Here is a 15,052-nt window from a genome sequence, read left to right as displayed (position 1 = left end):
CGTCAGAAAGAGAAATTCTTCAATGCTTCGGGCATGCCCTGCGCCATCGCCTGCTGTTCCTTGGCGGCGTAGGTCGCGGCATCCCACACTTCGAAATGGCTGCCCATGCCGAGCAGCATGACTTCCTTGTCGAGCATGGCGGCACTGCGCAGTTCCGGGGCGATCAGCACCCGGCCCGCGCCGTCCATTTCCACGTCGGCGGCGTTGCCCAGGAAGATGCGCTTCCACCAGTGCGCATCCATCGGCAGCGCTGCAATGCGCGTGCGGAAGGTTTCCCACTCGGGCCGGGGAAACAGCAACAGGCAGCCATCCGGGTGCTTGGTCAGCGTCACCCGGCCCTCGGCCTGCTGTTGCAGCGCCTCGCGGTGCCTGGACGGAATGGACATCCGCCCCTTGGCATCCAGCGAGAGTGCCGATGCTCCCTGAAACAAGCTCGCTCCCGGTCCCTGCCGGCCGGTTGTCGGCCAGCATGCGCGTGAATCCCTTCTGCTCCGACTATGGCGACATCATCCCACGGCCGGGGCCCAATTTCACACAAAAATACACTTCCTCACACTATTTCCCACTTTAGAGGAAGCCATATGGCGGGTCAAGGCTGGTTGCAGGGCAACAAACGAGTTTTTTTGAATCAGAACAATGACTTAGCGCGCACACCTCACGCACCCAAAAAGTGAATCCTTAATGAAATGAAGATCTTAGGGAGGAAAGCCGAGAAACCACCTGAGAACCACTTGCGGGGGAACTGCCGGCGGCACGGGAAAGACCTGCCCCGTCGCGCGAAGGAAGGATACAACAATTGCCCGCCAGCCCCGCCGGAACCAGGGTCGGCGCGGGGCAGGCAGGGTCGGCTCAGATCCGGTAAGCGGCGGTGGTCATCACGCGCGACGCGCCGCGCATCAGCGCCCGCACCGGGGCGGGCAACGGGATCCCGCCGGCATCGCGCGCGGCGTCGCCGTGGCGGATCTCGTCGTCGCGCATCTGCTCGAGGATGGCGCGCGAGCGGCCGTCGGCCTCGGGCAGGCGGTCCAGGTGCCCGCCCAGGTGGTGCTCGACCTGGCGCTCGGTCTCGGCGACGAAGCCCAGGCTGACACGGTCGCCGGCGCGGCCGGCCATCCAGCCAATGGCGAAGGCGCCGGCGTACCACAGCGGGTTGAGCAGGCTCGGGCGCGAGCCCAGCTCGCGCAGGCGCTCGGCGCACCAGGCCAGGTGGTCTTCCTCTTCGCGCGCGGCGGCATCCATCTGCGCGCGTACCGCGCCGTTGCGCGCGGTGAGCTTCTGGGCCTGGTACAGCGCCTGCGCACAGACCTCGCCGACATGGTTGATGCGCATCAGCCCGGCCACGTGGCGGCGTTCATCGGCGCTCATCTGTTCGGTGTCCGGCGCCAGCCGGTCAGCCGGGTTGGCGCGCGCGGTGCGCGTGGCGCCGGCAATGGCGCGCAATGCCACGTCGAATTCTTTGATCAGGGTGTCCATGTCGCAGAGGCGGTTGGTCTTCGTTCCCGGCAGTCCCTGCCATCGTGGGGTGCGCAGCCGCGGCGCGGCACGCGCAGGGGCCATCGGGATTACCCGCATTGTAGCTTGCCTCTAATCGGCGCCAACCCGCATCCCGCCTTGCATTGATGCGCCTGGCTACTCAGAAACCCTGAGTTGTTAAAAGAAGACAAGGGGGATCGGCCTGAGTAGTGAATTAAGGGTTGTTTGTTACAGTACTTCGCAACTTCCAAGGAAGTTTGACGCGCGGGGGGTGGAGACCAACAGGAGGTTCTCCCGCGCCGTCACCAATAATTCTTACAGTGGAGATCAACGAGCATGAAGAAATCGCTTCTGGCGCTGGCAGCGCTTGGCGCATTTGCTGGGGCGGCGCAGGCCCAATCGAGCGTGACCCTGTACGGTGTCGTCGATGCCAACATCGAATACGTGAGCCATATGTCCAGCGTCACCCCGTCGGCCGCCAATGGCTTCGCCGTCGGCCCCGCGGAAAACCTCTACCGCATGTCCTCGGGCGGCCTGTCCGGTTCGCGTTGGGGCCTGCGCGGCGTGGAAGACCTGGGCAGCGGCCTGAAGGCGCTGTTCGTGCTGGAAAGCGGTTTCGGCATCGACTCCGGCTCGCTGCAGCAAGGCGGCCGTCTCTTCGGCCGCCAGGCCTACGTTGGTCTGGAAAGCAGCCAGGTCGGCCGCGTGACCTTGGGTCGCCAGTACACCTCGATGTTCGACATGATGGCCAACTACTCGCCGACCGGCTATGCCACCCAGTATGAACCGGTGGTCGCCCAGCTCGGCGCGAACTTCCGCTCGGACAACACCGCCAAGTACACCGGCGTGTTCGGCCCGGTTACCGCGGTCGCCCACTGGTCGTTCGGCAACGGCGTCGCCGGCAACGGCGAAGTCCCGGGCCAATTCCGCCGCGACACCGGCTACGGTGCCGGCGTGGCCTGGGCCGCCGGCCCGTTCGGCATTTCGGCCGCCTATGACCAGTACAACCCGACCCTGACCGCCGGCGGCGGCACCGGTGACTTCAAGAAGGCTGCGGTCGCCGCAAGCTATGCCTTCGGCCCGGCCAAGGTCATGGCCGGCTACCGCTGGGGCATGAACAAGCATGCCAACGACAACACCATCCTGAAGGACAACTACTACTGGGTCGGCGCCAACTATCAGGTCATGCCGCAACTGGGCCTGACGCTGGCTTACTACTACGACGACGTCAAGAACTTCAACCCGGCCGCCGCCACCACCAACACCACCAACAACATCAAGAACCCCTGGCAGATCTCGTTCATCGCCGACTACAACCTGTCCAAGCGCACCGACGTCTACCTGACCACGGCCTTCTCGAAGTACGCAGGCCTGAACTTCGACACCTCGGCGATCAGCTTTGCCAACGGCTACTTCCTGGGCACCGGCAAGACCACCATGGTCGGCGCTGCACTGGGCATCCGCCACAAGTTCTGATCGCCAGTCACAAGGACGATCTTGAAAGGCACCTTCGGGTGCCTTTTTGCATTGGCGCGGACTTTGGATATACCCATAGGGCATCACCTCATCGGCGCGGCCACGGGTGACGACTAGAATGCACTGACCCATGCCGCCCACCGTGCCGGGCAGGCGCACAACACCAGGAGACCACGCATGCAACCCAATCGCCGGCGCGCCGTCGCGCTGTTGCTGTCCGCCAGCCTTGCCGCGCTCGCCAGCCAGTCGGCGCTGGCCGCCGACCCGTACCCGGCCAAGCCGATCCGGCTGGTGGTGCCCTTTGCCGCCGGCGGCACCACTGACATCCTGGCCCGCGCCGTGGCCGCGGAGCTGGCCAGGCTGCCGGGCTGGAACGTGGTGGTCGACAACAAACCCGGTGCCGGCGGCAATATCGGCGCGGATCTCGTCGCCAAGGCCGCGCCGGATGGCTACACGCTGCTGATGGGCACCGTGGGCACGCATGGCATCAACCAGTCGCTGTACGGCAAGCTGCCGTTCGACCCGATCAAGGACTTCGCCCCGATCACCGAGGTGGCGGCCGTGCCCAACGTGCTGGTGCTGAACCCAGCGTTCGCGCAGCAAAACAAGATCGAGAGCGTCAAGGACCTGATCACTTACGCGCGCGCCAACCCCGGCAAGATCAACATGGCCTCCAGCGGCAACGGCACCTCGATCCACCTGGCCGGGGAGTTGTTCAAGACCCAGACCCGGACCTTCATGGTCCACTTCCCGTACAAGGGCAGCGGGCCGGCGCTGACGGACCTGGCCGGGGGCACCGTGCAGGTGATGTTCGACAACCTGCCGTCGTCGATGGCGCTGATCAAGAGCGGCAAGCTCAAGGCGCTGGCGGTGACCAGCGCCAGGCCGTCGCCGGCGCTGCCGGGCGTGCCGACCATCGCCCAGGCCGCGGGCCTGCCGCAGTATGAAGCCAGCTCCTGGTTCGGCATGCTGGCGCCGGCCGGCACGCCGCCGGATGTCATCCACCGCATCCAGCAGGAAGTGGCCAAGGCGCTGCATGCCCCGGCCGTGCGCGAACGCCTGCAGGCGCAGGGCGCCGAGCCTGTCGGCAACACGCCGGAGCAGTTCGCCGCGTTCATCCGCGCCGAAACCGCCAAGTGGGCCAAGGTGGTCAAGGATTCCGGCGCCAAGGTGGATTGACACCGATTTGACCGCCGGCAGGGCGGCGGCGCGTATCGCGCATATACTTGAGGCATCAAATGTCGGCTGCCCGCCCCGTGGGCGGCCCCTGGCGGCTGCGGCCGCACACCTGCGCACCGATGCACTGAAGATGCCAAACCCGTTCCCTGCCGCCGGCGCCGAAAGCGCGCCGGTCGACCTTGAAACCCGCGCCGACCAGACCGAGCACGAAGCGCTGCGGCTGTGGTTGCGGCTGTTGACCTGCACCACCCTGATCGAGGGCGATATCCGTTCGCGGCTGCGCCAGGATTTTGCCTGCACGCTGCCGCGCTTCGACCTGATGGCACAGCTCGACCGCCATCCGGAAGGCCTGAAGATGGGCGAGCTGTCGCGCCGCATGATGGTGACAGGCGGCAACGTCACCGGCATCACCGACCAGCTGCAGCAGGAAGGCCTGGTCTCGCGCGAGGCCCTGCCCACTGACCGCCGTGCCTACCTGATCCGCCTGACGCCGGCCGGGCGCGCCGCGTTCTCGCGCATGGCGCGTGCGCATGAGGACTGGATCGGGCAACTGTTCTCGGGCCTGGCCGAGACCGACCGGCGCGCCCTGTTCCGACTGCTTGGCCGGCTCAAGACCGGCCTGATCTCGCCATGAAACCGCTTGCCATCTTTACCCTGTACGGCTTGCTGCCGGTGCTGGCTGCATGCAGCAGCACGCCGCCGCCGCCGCCGCAGGTCACCCCGGTGAATGCCACCATCAGGCTTGGCCGCGTCACCGAGAAGACGTTCCTGACCCGCCTGGACGTGGCCCAGGTGCCCCCGTACTACGGCGGCGGTACCAGCGTCGGCGTGGGCGCCGCGAGCGGCGGCCACGGGGGCGGCGGCGTGGGCGTGGGCTTTGCCTTCGACCTGAGCCGGCTGTTCAGCAAGCCTGCGCCGGTGCAGCAGGTGGACTTGTTTCAGTACAAGGTACGCACCATGGACGGCGCAATCGTGTCGGCCAATGCGCCCGCGTTGCCGGGCGTGGAACCGGGCATGTGCGTGCGGGTGATTTATCTGGACGGGAGCCCGGATGCGCGGCTGGCGCCGTCGAATGAGTGCTGAAGCGCCGCGCGCAAACCGCCCGCGGTGGAATCACTGCTTGTGTGCTCCCTCTCCCGCTAGCGGGAGAGGGAGCAAACCAGCGGGATACCGAATCACTTAGCAAGCTCAGGCCGCCTTGCGGCTGTCGCGCAGTTCGCGGCGCAAGATCTTGCCGACGTTGGTCTTGGGCAGCTCGGTGCGGAACTCGACGTACTTGGGCCGCTTGTAGCCGGTCAGCCGCTCCTTGCAGAACTCGATCACATCGGCCTCGGTCAGCCCCGGATCCTTCTTCACCACGAACAGCTTGACCACCTCGCCCGAGTGCGTGTCGGGCACGCCCACGGCCGCCACTTCCAGCACGCCCGGGCATTCGGCGACCACGCCTTCGACCTCGTTCGGATACACGTTGAAGCCCGACACCAGGATCATGTCCTTCTTGCGGTCGACGATCTTGGTATAGCCACGCTCGTCCATCACGCCGATGTCGCCGGTCTTGAAGAAGCCGTCCGGGGTCATGACCTTGGCGGTTTCGTCCGGGCGGTTCCAGTAGCCGGCCATCACCTGCGGGCCGCGGATGCAGATCTCGCCCGGCTGGCCGAGCGGCACGTCCTTGCCGTCATCGTCGCGGATCACCACTTCAGTCGACGGCAGCGGCATGCCGATAGTGCCGGAGAAGGCATTGGTGTCGGTCGGGTTGCAGGTGGCCGAGGGCGAGGTCTCGGACAGGCCGTAGCCTTCGATGATCGGGCAGCCGGTCTTGGCCAGCCATTGCTTGGCCACCGCCTCCTGCACCGCCATGCCGCCGCCGTTGGCCACGCGCAGGCCGGAGAAGTCGACCTTGCCGATCTCCGGGTTGTTGAGCAGCGCGTTGTACAGCGTGTTGACCGCCGGGAACATGTTGAACTTGTACTTCTGCAGTTCCTGGATGAAGCCCGGGATATCGCGCGGATTCGGGATCAGCACGCTCATGCCACCGCTGCGCATGCCCAGCAGGCAGCAGACCGTCAGCGCGAAGATATGGTACAGCGGCAGCGCGGTGATGGTGATCGGCTGGTCGATATGGGCGCCCTTGTTCAGGGCTGGCTGCATCCATGCCTCGGACTGCAGCACGTTGGCCACGATGTTACGGTGCAGCAGCACCGCGCCCTTGGAGATGCCGGTGGTGCCGCCCGTGTACTGCAGGAAGGCGATGTCGTCGGGGCCGGTGGTGACCGGCTGCAGGGTCAGCCTGCGGCCTTCGGCCAGCACGCTATTGAAGCGCACGCAGGTGGGCAGTTCCCACGCCGGCACCATCTTCTTGACGTTGCGCACGACGAAATTGACGATCGCGCCCTTCAGGCCGCCCAGCAAGTCGCCCATGCTGGCCACCACCACGTGCTTGACCGGGGTCTTGGCCAGCACCTGCTGCAGCGTGGAGGCAAAATTCTCCAGAATCACGATGGCCTCGGCGCCGCTGTCCTTGAGTTGGTGCTCCAGCTCGCGCGGGGTGTAGAGCGGATTGACGTTGACCACCACGAAGCCCGCGCGCAGCACTGCCGCCAGCACTACCGGGTACTGCAACACGTTCGGCATCATGATCGCCACGCGAGCGCCGGGGCGCAGTCCGCGCGACTGCAGCCACGCGGCAAAGTGGGCTGACAGCTGGTCCAGTTCGCCGTAGGTGATCGCTTTGTCCATGCAGACGAAAGCCTTGCGGTCGGCATAGGTGCGGAAAGACGCCTCGAGCAGCGCGGCAAGCGAGCGGAACTGGCTGGCATCGATCTCGGCGGGAACGCCGGCCGGGTAGTGTTTCAGCCAAATTCTTTCCATAGCACCGTCTCCTGAATTTCTGAATGGTCGTTCGATTTTGCCGAGATGCTAAACGTGCGCCCCGGTTAAAACAACAACTTAGACGAAGTCCTCGGGGCCACCGGACTGGCCTTGGAGCCCCTGACGGGCATTATGCGCCACCGATCGGGCGCAAGTAGCGGGATAACCCCTAGTGAGACAAATCTGCACTCACCCGCCGCTGGGCAACGCCAGCTTCATCATGCTGGCGGCAAGCTCCTGCGCCAGTGTCTGCGGGTCCATGCGCCCGGGTTCATGCCAGGTGTACAGGAACCCCACCACGCTGCCGATCGCATGCGCCGTCACGCGCGCGTCGCCGAAGGCGAACACGCCATCGCGCTTGCCCTCTTCCAGCAGCGCATAGAGGTCGCGATAGAAGTCCCGCGCCATGCTGTCGAGCCACGCCACGGTGTCGGGGCGCAGGTACTGGTTGTCGCGAAAGCTCAGCGTGGCCGGCACATGGCAGGCGACGCAGCGCCGCGCCATCTCGAGCAGGCAGGCCTGCAGGCGCTCGCGCACCGGCAGCGCCGGGTCCGCGGTCTCGCGGATCACGGGCAGGCAGGTCTGGGCCGACTCGCGGCACAGGATGTCGAAAATCTCGTACTTGTCAGTAAAGTAGTAGTAGACCGCCGGCTTGGTCACGCCCAGCGCGCGGCACAGGTCGTTCATGGTCATGCCGGGATAGCCCTTGCTGTAGAAGAGCTGCGCGGCAGTATCGAGGATCTGGCGGCGGCGGGCCTCCTGGCGCTCGGCGATATGCGGGCGGGCCGGCTGCGGCTCTGGCGGTGCGCTCAACGGCGGGTTCAGCGGTGCGGATCTGGGTGCAATCGACATGATGCAATTCTCGCATGGCGGGATCGGAATGCCAGCCCGGTCGAGCCCTTGCCTGACGCCGCGGTCTGCGGCGCCCAAAGGGAAAACGGCCGATTGACGCGAATACCCAGTCACCCTAGGATCGTACCCAACGGTAAAAAAATATACCAACGAGTACATACCCGCGCTGCGCCCCGCCCAACGCCCGCCATCAACGCTCCCTCCCGCATCATGACGACCGACAAGCTCCTGATCGCCAATCGCGGCGAAATCGCCATCCGCATCGCGCGGGCCGCCGCGGCCATGGGCATTCCCAGCGTGGCGCTGTACAGCGAAGACGACCGCGACGCGCTGCACGTGCGCAAGGCCGACGCGGCCGTGGCGCTGCCCGGCACTGGTCCGCGCGCCTACCTCGACATTGCCGCCGTGGTGGACGCTGCGCGGCGGGCGGGCTGCGGCATGGTGCACCCCGGCTACGGCTTCCTGTCCGAGAACGCCGACTTTGCGCAGGCCTGCCTGGACGCCGGGCTGGTCTTCGCCGGCCCCGCGCCCGACGTGCTGCGCCTGTTCGGCGACAAGGCCCGCGCCCGCGCGCTGGCGCGCGAGCATGGCGTGCCGGTCGTGCCCGGCACCACCGGCCCGACCTCGCTGGGGCAGGCGCGGGCCTTCTTCGACAGCCTCGACGGGCAAGCGGGCATGATGATCAAGGCGCTCGCCGGCGGCGGCGGGCGCGGCATGCGCGCCGTGCATCGCGCTGCCGAGATCGACGAGGCCTACGCACGCTGCGTCTCGGAAGCGACCGCGGCATTTGGCAATGGCGCGGTCTACGTGGAGCGCATCGTCGCCGCGCCGCGCCATATCGAGATTCAGGTGGTCGCCGACGCCGACGGCCGCGTGCTGACGCTGGGCGAGCGCGAATGCAGCCTGCAGCGCCGCCACCAGAAGCTGGTGGAGATCGCCCCCAGCCCGGCCCTGGACGACGCACTGCGCGCAAGGCTGGCCGATGCCGCCGCCACACTGGCGCGCGCCGCCGCCTATCGCGGCATCGGCACGTTCGAATTCCTGGTGGAAGGCGGCGGCGATGTCGGCCCAGCGTTCTGGTTCATGGAGGCCAACCCGCGCCTGCAGGTCGAGCACACGGTGACCGAGATGGTGACCGGCATCGACCTCGTGCAAACCCAGCTGGCCATCGCCGCCGGCGCGCGCCTGGCCGACCTGGGCCTGGAGCAGGCGAGCGCGCCGCGCGGCATCGCGGTGCAGCTGCGCATCAATGCCGAGCACCTCGACGCGCAGGGCCAGCTGCGCCCGGCCAGCGGCACGCTGACGGCATTCGAGCCGCCCAACGGGCCAGGCGTGCGCGTGGACAGCGCTGGCTTTGCCGGCATGACGGCCAATCCGCGCTTTGATTCGCTGCTGGCCAAGCTGATCGTGCACGAACCCGGGGGCGACTACGCGCGTGCGCTTGCGGTCGCCTACCGCGCGCTGTGCGAGTTCCGCATCGAAGGCATCGACACCAACCGTCGCTTGCTGCAGGACCTGCTGCAGCTGGACGACGTGCGCCGCAATGCCGTGCACACGCAGTACCTGGACCAGGCGCTGGCCGCACTGGCGACGGCCGATGCCGACCACCCGGTGCTGCACGCGCCGCCCGCCCTCGCAGACAGCGCGCCGGCGGACGCGGACCAGGCGCTGGCCGACCTCCCCGACGACGCCATTGTCGTGCCGGCGCCCATGGACGGCGCGCTCGCCGCCATTCACGTGCGCGCAGGCGACACGGTCAGGCGCGGCCAGCCGCTGGCCATCATCGAAGCGATGAAGATGGAGCATCCGCTGGAGGCGCCCGCCCCCGGCACGGTGCTGCGCGTGCTGGCCGTTGCGGGCGCCACGCTGCGCGCCGGCGCCGCGGTCATCGTGCTGGCCCCCGGCGACGATGCCGGCCATGCCGCCGAGACCGCCGCAGCGGCCGACCTCGGCCATGTGCGCGCGGACCTGCGCGAAACGCTGGAGCGCCACGCCCTCGGCCACGACGCCGCACGCGCCCAGGCCGTCACCAGGCGCCACGCCCAGGGCGGCCGCACGGCGCGCGAGAACATCGCCCAGCTGTGCGACGACGACTCCTTCATCGAGTACGGCGCGCTCGCCATCGCCGCGCAACGGCAGCGCCGCAGCGTCGAGGACCTGGTCAGCGCCACGCCTGCCGACGGCATCGTCACCGGCATCGGCACCATCAACGCGGCGCGCTTTCCCGGCGCCGATACGCGCTGCATGGTGCTGGCCTACGACTACACCGTGCTGGCCGGCACGCAGGGGTTCTACGGCCACAAGAAGCTGGACCGGATGCTGGCGCTGGCGCGCCAGTGGCAGATGCCGGTGGTGCTGTTTGCCGAGGGCGGCGGCGGCCGCCCTGGCGACACTGACATGCCGGTGGTGGCCGGGCTGGATTGCACCTCGTTCATCCAGTTCGCACGGTTGTCGGGCCAGGTGCCGCTGGTGGGCATCGTCTCGGGCCGCTGCTTTGCCGGCAATGCGGCGCTGCTGGGCTGCGCCGACGTCATCATCGCCACGCGCAGCGCCACCATCGGCATGGGCGGGCCGGCCATGATCGAGGGCGGCGGGCTGGGCGTGTTCGCGCCGGAGGAAGTGGGCCCCGTCAGCGTGCAGGGGCCCAACGGCGTGATCGACGTGCTGGTCGACGACGAAGCGGCCGCGGTCGAGGCCGCGCAGCGCTACCTGTCCTACTTCCAGGGCGATGTGCATGACTGGCGTGCCGAAGACCCGCGCCACCTGCGCCACGCCATCCCCGAGAACCGCCTGCGCAGCTACGACATGCGCGCGGTGATCGCCGCCATGGCGGACAGCGGCTCGGTGCTGGAGCTGCGCGCGGCGTTCGGCACCGGCGTCATCACCGCGCTGATCCGCATCGAAGGCCGCGCCTTCGGCTGCATCGCCAACAACCCGCGCCACCTCGGCGGCGCCATCGACAGCGCCGCCGCCGACAAGGCCGCGCGCTTCATGCAGCTGTGCGACGCGCACGGGCTGCCGATGGTGTCGCTGTGCGACACCCCGGGCTTCATGGTCGGGCCGCAGGCCGAGAAGACCGCCACGGTGCGGCACGTGTCGCGCCTCTTTGTCACCGCTGGCGCGCTGCGCGTGCCATTCTTCACGGTGGTGCTGCGCAAGGGCTACGGACTGGGCGCGCAAGCCATGGCCGGCGGCAGCTTTGCCGCGCCCTTCTTCACCGCGGCCTGGCCCAGCGGCGAGTTCGGCGCAATGGGCATCGAGGGCGCGATCCGGCTGGGCTTCCGCAAGGAGCTGGAGGCGGTGGCCGACCCCGACGAGCGCGAGGCGCTGTTCGCGCGCATGGTCGACGGCGCCTACCAGCGCGGCCGCGCGCTCAACATGGCCAGCCACCTGGAGATCGACGCGGTGATCGACCCGGCCGACACGCGGCGCTGGCTGCTGCGCGGGCTGGCCTCGGTGCCGCCGGGGAACCTCGGCCGCCAGGCCAACGCAGCGAGACGTTTCATCGATACCTGGTAAGCGGCGCGCGCGGCGGCGCGGCAGCTTAGTTGGCCGCGGTCTTGCCGCCCGCGGTCAGCGTGCCGGTGCGCGTGGCCGGCGGCGCCAGCCGGTGCAGCGCGGCCTCGCGCTCGGCGGCGGGCAGCGCGCCGATACGGGCGGCCTCGTCATAGAACCGCTGCCAGTTGCCGTTGCACTGCGCCAGCAACGCGGTGAAGGCCGGCACCCACTGCTGGTAGGTGGCCACCGCGGCCAGGTGGGCATTGGTCAGGGGCTGGCCGAACCAGCGGTCATAGCCGCTGTAGCCGCCCCACTCCGTGCGCAGCCGCGCGTACTCGGCCCGCAGGTCGGCGAAGATCTTGGCCTTGCCCTCGCGCTTGGCGTCATCATCGAGCGGGGTCTGGTACAGCGCCACCAGCCGGTCGCGCGTGCCCAGCAACAGCGCGCGGAACTGCTGGCGCCGGGCATCGTACTGGCGATAGCTGGCGCGCGCGTCCTCCGACGCATCCTCGGCCAGCCAGCGCTCCACGCCCGCCGCTTCCACCGCGGTGGCGAAGGATTCGTTGAAGGCGGTGTCGTTGCGCACGTAGACCACCTGGTGCGCCAGCTCATGGAAAATCAGCCGCGCCAGCTCGCCCTCGGGCAGGTAGACGAAGGTATTGAGCAGCGGATCGTCGAAATAGCCCAGCGTCGAATAGGCTGGGATGCCGGCCACGTACGTCTCAAGCCCGTCGCGGCGCAGGCCCTGCGCATACTGCTCGGCATCGGACTGGGCGTAGTAGCCGCGGTAGCTGATGCAGCCGACGACGGGGAAGCACCACTTGCGCAGTTCCATCGACAGCTCGGGCGTGGCGAACACACTCCACACCACGTAGGGCCGGTGCAGGTTGGCGTAGCGGCGGTAGCTGCCATTCTCGGGCAGCTTCAGTTCGCGCGAGGCGAAGTCGCGCATGCGGCCGGCCAGCGCCAGCCGCTGCGCCAGGCGCGCATCGTTGGCGTCGCGCGCGCTGGCGATGGCCTCGGTCAGGGGCTGTGCCTGGGCCATCACGCCCAGGTGGCCGCCGATCGACTGCGCGTAGTAGCCGACGGCCTCGCACCCGGCCGTCACCAGGACCACCGCGGTAAGGCCGGCCGCCGCCAGGAGTGCCGCCCTGCGCTGGCGGCCGGGCAGCGGCGTCATGCCGACAGGACTGCCCCTTCCGTGCAGGCCTCGACCTGCACCAGGCAGTCATAGAACACCGGCGCGCGGCCCAGGTCGGTCAGGCGCTGGCTGGTCAGCTCATTGGCGTTCTTGCCGTCCGAAGCCAGCTTCTTCCACCAGATCGACAGGCCCACCACCAGCCCGCGCCGCGCGCGGTCGGTGACGCGGGCGCGTGCCACCATGCTGCCGCGGTCGTTGAAGGCGCGCACCATGGCGCCGTGCACGATGCCGCGCTCGGCGGCGTCGGCCGGATGGATGTCCAGGTGCGGCTCGCCCTCGGTGGCGCGCAGGCTGTCGACGTTGACGAAGGAGCTGTTGAGGAAGTTGCGCGCCGGCGGCGAGATCATCGCCAGCGGATAGCGCGCCGCCAGTTCTGGCGCGGTCTGCGGTGCTTCGTACTGCGGCACGTAGTCGGGCAGCGGATCGAAGCCGTCACGCGCCATCGGCTCCGAATAGAACTGGCACTTGCCCGATGCGGTCGGGAAGCCGCCCTCGGCGAACGGCGCCGCCGGCAGCGCCAGCTTCTGCCAGCCCTGCGCCTTCAATGATTCCCAGCTGATGCCGGCCGCGCGCGCATCGCCCGGAATGATGGCCTGCGCGGCGATGGCCTCGTCGCTGTCGGCAAAGCACGCCTCGGTGAAGCCCAGGCGCTGCGCCAGCCGGCGGAAGATCTCGGTATTGGGCAGGGCCTCGCCCATCGGCGCGATGGCGGCGTTGTTGGCCAGGAAATAGGTATGGCCGTAGGCCTTGTGCACGTCGGTGTGCTCAAGCTGCGTGGTCGCCGGCAGCAGGATGTCGGCATAGTCGGCGGTGTCGGTGCGGAAGTGCTCCAGCACCACCGTGAACAGGTCCTCGCGCGCGAAGCCCGCGGCGACCTTGCCGGATTCCGGCGCCACCGCGACGGGGTTGCTGTTGTACACCACCACGGCCTCGATGCGCGGCGCACCGGGTGTCGGCTCGGCCAGCAGCGCGTCGCCGATGGTGCTCATGTTGACGATGCGCGGCAGCTTCTGCGGCCAGCCCGGCAGCAGGTCCGGGCGCTGCAGGGCGGCCTCGTTGACCGGGAAGAAGCCCGAGGTCGACAGCTGCAGCCCCCCCGCCGGATGGCGCCAGGCGCCCACCAGCGACGGCAGGCACGCCACCGCGCGCACCGCCTGGCCGCCGCCGTGCACGCGCTGCATGCCGTAGTTCAGGCGGATCGCCACCGGCTGGCGCTCGCGCACCGCCAGCTGGCCGTAGAGGCCGGCCAGCCATTCGATGTCCTCGGCCGGGATGCCGCAGATCCCGGCCGCGCGTGCCGGCGTGTAGGCCTGCGCGCGCTCGCGCAGCGCCTCGAAGCCGACGGTGTGGCGTTCGATGTAGTCGTGATCGAGCAGGTCATCGCGGATCAGCACATGGATCAGCGCCAGCGCCAGCGCGCCGTCGGTGCCGGGCATCGGGGCGATATGGCGGTGGCACTTCTCGGCGCTCAGCGAGCGGTACGGGTCGATCGCCACCAGCGTGGCGCCGCGCCGCTTGGCTTCCTGCGCGCGGGTCCAGAAATGCAGGTTGGAGGCAATCGGGTTGCCGCCCCAGATGATCACCAGTTTGGCATCGGCCACGTGCTCCATGTCCATGCCCACGCTGGCGCCGTAGGTGTAGCGCAGCGCGGTGGCACCGGCGCTGGCGCAGATGGTGCGGTCCAGCCGCGACGCGCCCAGCTTGTTGAAGAAGCGCGCGGCCATGCTCTCGCCCTGCACCAGCCCCATGGTGCCGGCGTAGCTGTACGGCACGATGGCCTGCGGATCGCGCGCCGCGATCGCCTGCAGGCGGGTGGCGATGGTGTCCAGCGCCTCCTCCCAGGAGATCGGCGCGAACTTGCCTTCGCCCTTCTTGCCGATACGCTTCATCGGCGTCAGCAGCCGGTCCGGGTGGTAGGTGCGCTCGGTGTAGCGCGACACCTTGGTGCACAGCACGCCCTGCGTGCCGGGATGGTCGGGATCGCCCGCCACCTTGACAGCACGGCCGTCCTCGACGGTGACGAGCAAGGCACAAGTGTCGGGACAGTCATGCGGGCAGGCGGCGCGGACGATGCGGGAAGCCATGGGGTCTCCGGGCGGGGTGTGTTGTTTTCGTTCGGTCGTACGGAACTGGAGATGCCGGCGCAGGCGGCGGGTAGCGGCGCCCGAGCCGCGCCGGCGGGCGGCGCTTTCCCGGCCGTGCGGGGTGATGGCGGGGAGTATCTCGATCCGATTGTATTCGATTACACTAGTGTCCGGTTTATTTGAGGGTCATTGGCTTGGAAGCCAATGCTGACGCGGGTTGTGAGGATTCCATGGGTGTCCACGATTTGAATTTCGAACGGAAAATTTGCGATCCTTTCGGGTTTCAACGACCAGGATCGACCCATGAATGTGGGCAAGACGCTGTTCGCGCAGGTCATGGAATTCGTGCCATGGAAGACCTTCGGTCGCATTATCGAGAAGCATCGCGGAGATGCGGGCGTGCGCACCTTGGGCTGCG

At 68.3% G+C, this 15,052-nt stretch carries 12 protein-coding genes; 6 read left to right on the top strand and 6 right to left on the bottom strand.

The genetic code is table 11. The annotated features are described in order from the left end of the window. Positions 1-2: 2 nt before the first annotated feature. A complete protein-coding gene (gene mraZ / locus A3A5_RS0110885) occupies positions 3-431 on the bottom strand; it encodes a division/cell wall cluster transcriptional repressor MraZ (RefSeq protein ID WP_010814778.1) in 429 nt (142 codons plus the stop codon). 418 nt (positions 432-849) lie between these two features. Next, positions 850-1,473, bottom strand: coding sequence for a 2-polyprenyl-3-methyl-6-methoxy-1,4-benzoquinone monooxygenase (gene coq7, locus A3A5_RS0110880; protein ID WP_026200659.1), 624 nt, complete (start codon positions 1,471-1,473; stop codon positions 850-852). A gap of 336 nt (positions 1,474-1,809) precedes the next feature. On the opposite strand from coq7, the gene A3A5_RS0110875 reads away from it, so the two are divergent. The 4 genes from A3A5_RS0110875 to A3A5_RS0110860 all read left to right on the top strand — a co-directional run bounded on the left by A3A5_RS0110875 (position 1,810) and on the right by A3A5_RS0110860 (position 5,211). Further along, positions 1,810-2,949 (top strand): porin, encoded by a 1,140-nt coding sequence (locus tag A3A5_RS0110875; protein ID WP_018310605.1) that lies wholly within the window; start codon positions 1,810-1,812, stop codon positions 2,947-2,949. A gap of 177 nt (positions 2,950-3,126) precedes the next feature. Then, positions 3,127-4,128: a tripartite tricarboxylate transporter substrate binding protein gene (locus A3A5_RS0110870; RefSeq protein WP_018310604.1), complete on the top strand. Its 1,002-nt coding sequence runs from the start codon at positions 3,127-3,129 to the stop codon at positions 4,126-4,128. 130 nt (positions 4,129-4,258) lie between these two features. After that, positions 4,259-4,762 (top strand): MarR family winged helix-turn-helix transcriptional regulator, encoded by a 504-nt coding sequence (locus A3A5_RS0110865; RefSeq protein ID WP_026200658.1) that lies wholly within the window; start codon positions 4,259-4,261, stop codon positions 4,760-4,762. Next, a complete protein-coding gene (locus A3A5_RS0110860; RefSeq protein ID WP_018310602.1) occupies positions 4,759-5,211 on the top strand; it encodes a hypothetical protein in 453 nt (150 codons plus the stop codon). The genes A3A5_RS0110865 and A3A5_RS0110860 overlap by 4 nt, the downstream gene beginning before the upstream one ends. Positions 5,212-5,316: 105 nt before the next feature. Here A3A5_RS0110860 and A3A5_RS0110855 read toward each other — a convergent pair whose 3' ends face one another. Next, positions 5,317-6,999 (bottom strand): long-chain fatty acid--CoA ligase, encoded by a 1,683-nt coding sequence (locus A3A5_RS0110855; RefSeq protein WP_018310601.1) that lies wholly within the window; start codon positions 6,997-6,999, stop codon positions 5,317-5,319. Positions 7,000-7,188: 189 nt separating this feature from the next. Then, entirely contained in the window at positions 7,189-7,851 is a 663-nt protein-coding gene (locus tag A3A5_RS0110850; RefSeq protein WP_026200657.1) for a TetR/AcrR family transcriptional regulator, read from the bottom strand. Between the two features lie 210 nt (positions 7,852-8,061). Between A3A5_RS0110850 and A3A5_RS0110845 the strand changes: the two genes are divergently transcribed. Further along, positions 8,062-11,370 carry a carboxyl transferase domain-containing protein gene (locus tag A3A5_RS0110845; protein ID WP_018310599.1) on the top strand — a complete coding sequence of 1,103 codons (3,309 nt, stop codon included), beginning with the start codon at positions 8,062-8,064 and terminating at the stop codon, positions 11,368-11,370. Positions 11,371-11,395: 25 nt separating this feature from the next. Here the strand turns inward: A3A5_RS0110845 and A3A5_RS0110840 are convergent, their stop codons facing one another. Then, positions 11,396-12,529 (bottom strand): aminopeptidase, encoded by a 1,134-nt coding sequence (locus A3A5_RS0110840; RefSeq protein ID WP_018310598.1) that lies wholly within the window; start codon positions 12,527-12,529, stop codon positions 11,396-11,398. Then, entirely contained in the window at positions 12,526-14,634 is a 2,109-nt protein-coding gene (locus tag A3A5_RS0110835) for a molybdopterin-dependent oxidoreductase (protein ID WP_018310597.1), read from the bottom strand. The genes A3A5_RS0110840 and A3A5_RS0110835 overlap by 4 nt, the downstream gene beginning before the upstream one ends. A 303-nt stretch (positions 14,635-14,937) precedes the next feature. Here A3A5_RS0110835 and A3A5_RS41210 point away from each other — a divergent pair. Then, positions 14,938-15,052, top strand: a 115-nt coding sequence (locus tag A3A5_RS41210; RefSeq protein ID WP_157637156.1) for a DUF4372 domain-containing protein, incomplete at its 3' end; no start/stop codon positions are given.

Source organism: Cupriavidus sp. UYPR2.512 (assembly GCF_000379565.1).
In the GTDB taxonomy this organism is placed as follows: domain Bacteria; phylum Pseudomonadota; class Gammaproteobacteria; order Burkholderiales; family Burkholderiaceae; genus Cupriavidus.
This window is presented reverse-complemented; position numbering and strand designations above follow the sequence as displayed.

Coding starts and splice junctions, on each gene's coding strand:
- A3A5_RS0110835 (WP_018310597.1), bottom strand. CDS start 14,634: ATGGCTTCCCGCATCGTCCGCGCCGCCTGCCCGCATGACTGTCCCGAC.
- A3A5_RS0110860 (WP_018310602.1), top strand. CDS start 4,759: ATGAAACCGCTTGCCATCTTTACCCTGTACGGCTTGCTGCCGGTGCTG.
- A3A5_RS0110850 (WP_026200657.1), bottom strand. CDS start 7,851: ATGTCGATTGCACCCAGATCCGCACCGCTGAACCCGCCGTTGAGCGCA.
- A3A5_RS0110875 (WP_018310605.1), top strand. CDS start 1,810: ATGAAGAAATCGCTTCTGGCGCTGGCAGCGCTTGGCGCATTTGCTGGG.
- A3A5_RS0110840 (WP_018310598.1), bottom strand. CDS start 12,529: ATGACGCCGCTGCCCGGCCGCCAGCGCAGGGCGGCACTCCTGGCGGCG.
- A3A5_RS0110870 (WP_018310604.1), top strand. CDS start 3,127: ATGCAACCCAATCGCCGGCGCGCCGTCGCGCTGTTGCTGTCCGCCAGC.
- A3A5_RS0110845 (WP_018310599.1), top strand. CDS start 8,062: ATGACGACCGACAAGCTCCTGATCGCCAATCGCGGCGAAATCGCCATC.
- A3A5_RS0110865 (WP_026200658.1), top strand. CDS start 4,259: ATGCCAAACCCGTTCCCTGCCGCCGGCGCCGAAAGCGCGCCGGTCGAC.
- A3A5_RS0110855 (WP_018310601.1), bottom strand. CDS start 6,999: ATGGAAAGAATTTGGCTGAAACACTACCCGGCCGGCGTTCCCGCCGAG.
- coq7 (WP_026200659.1), bottom strand. CDS start 1,473: ATGGACACCCTGATCAAAGAATTCGACGTGGCATTGCGCGCCATTGCC.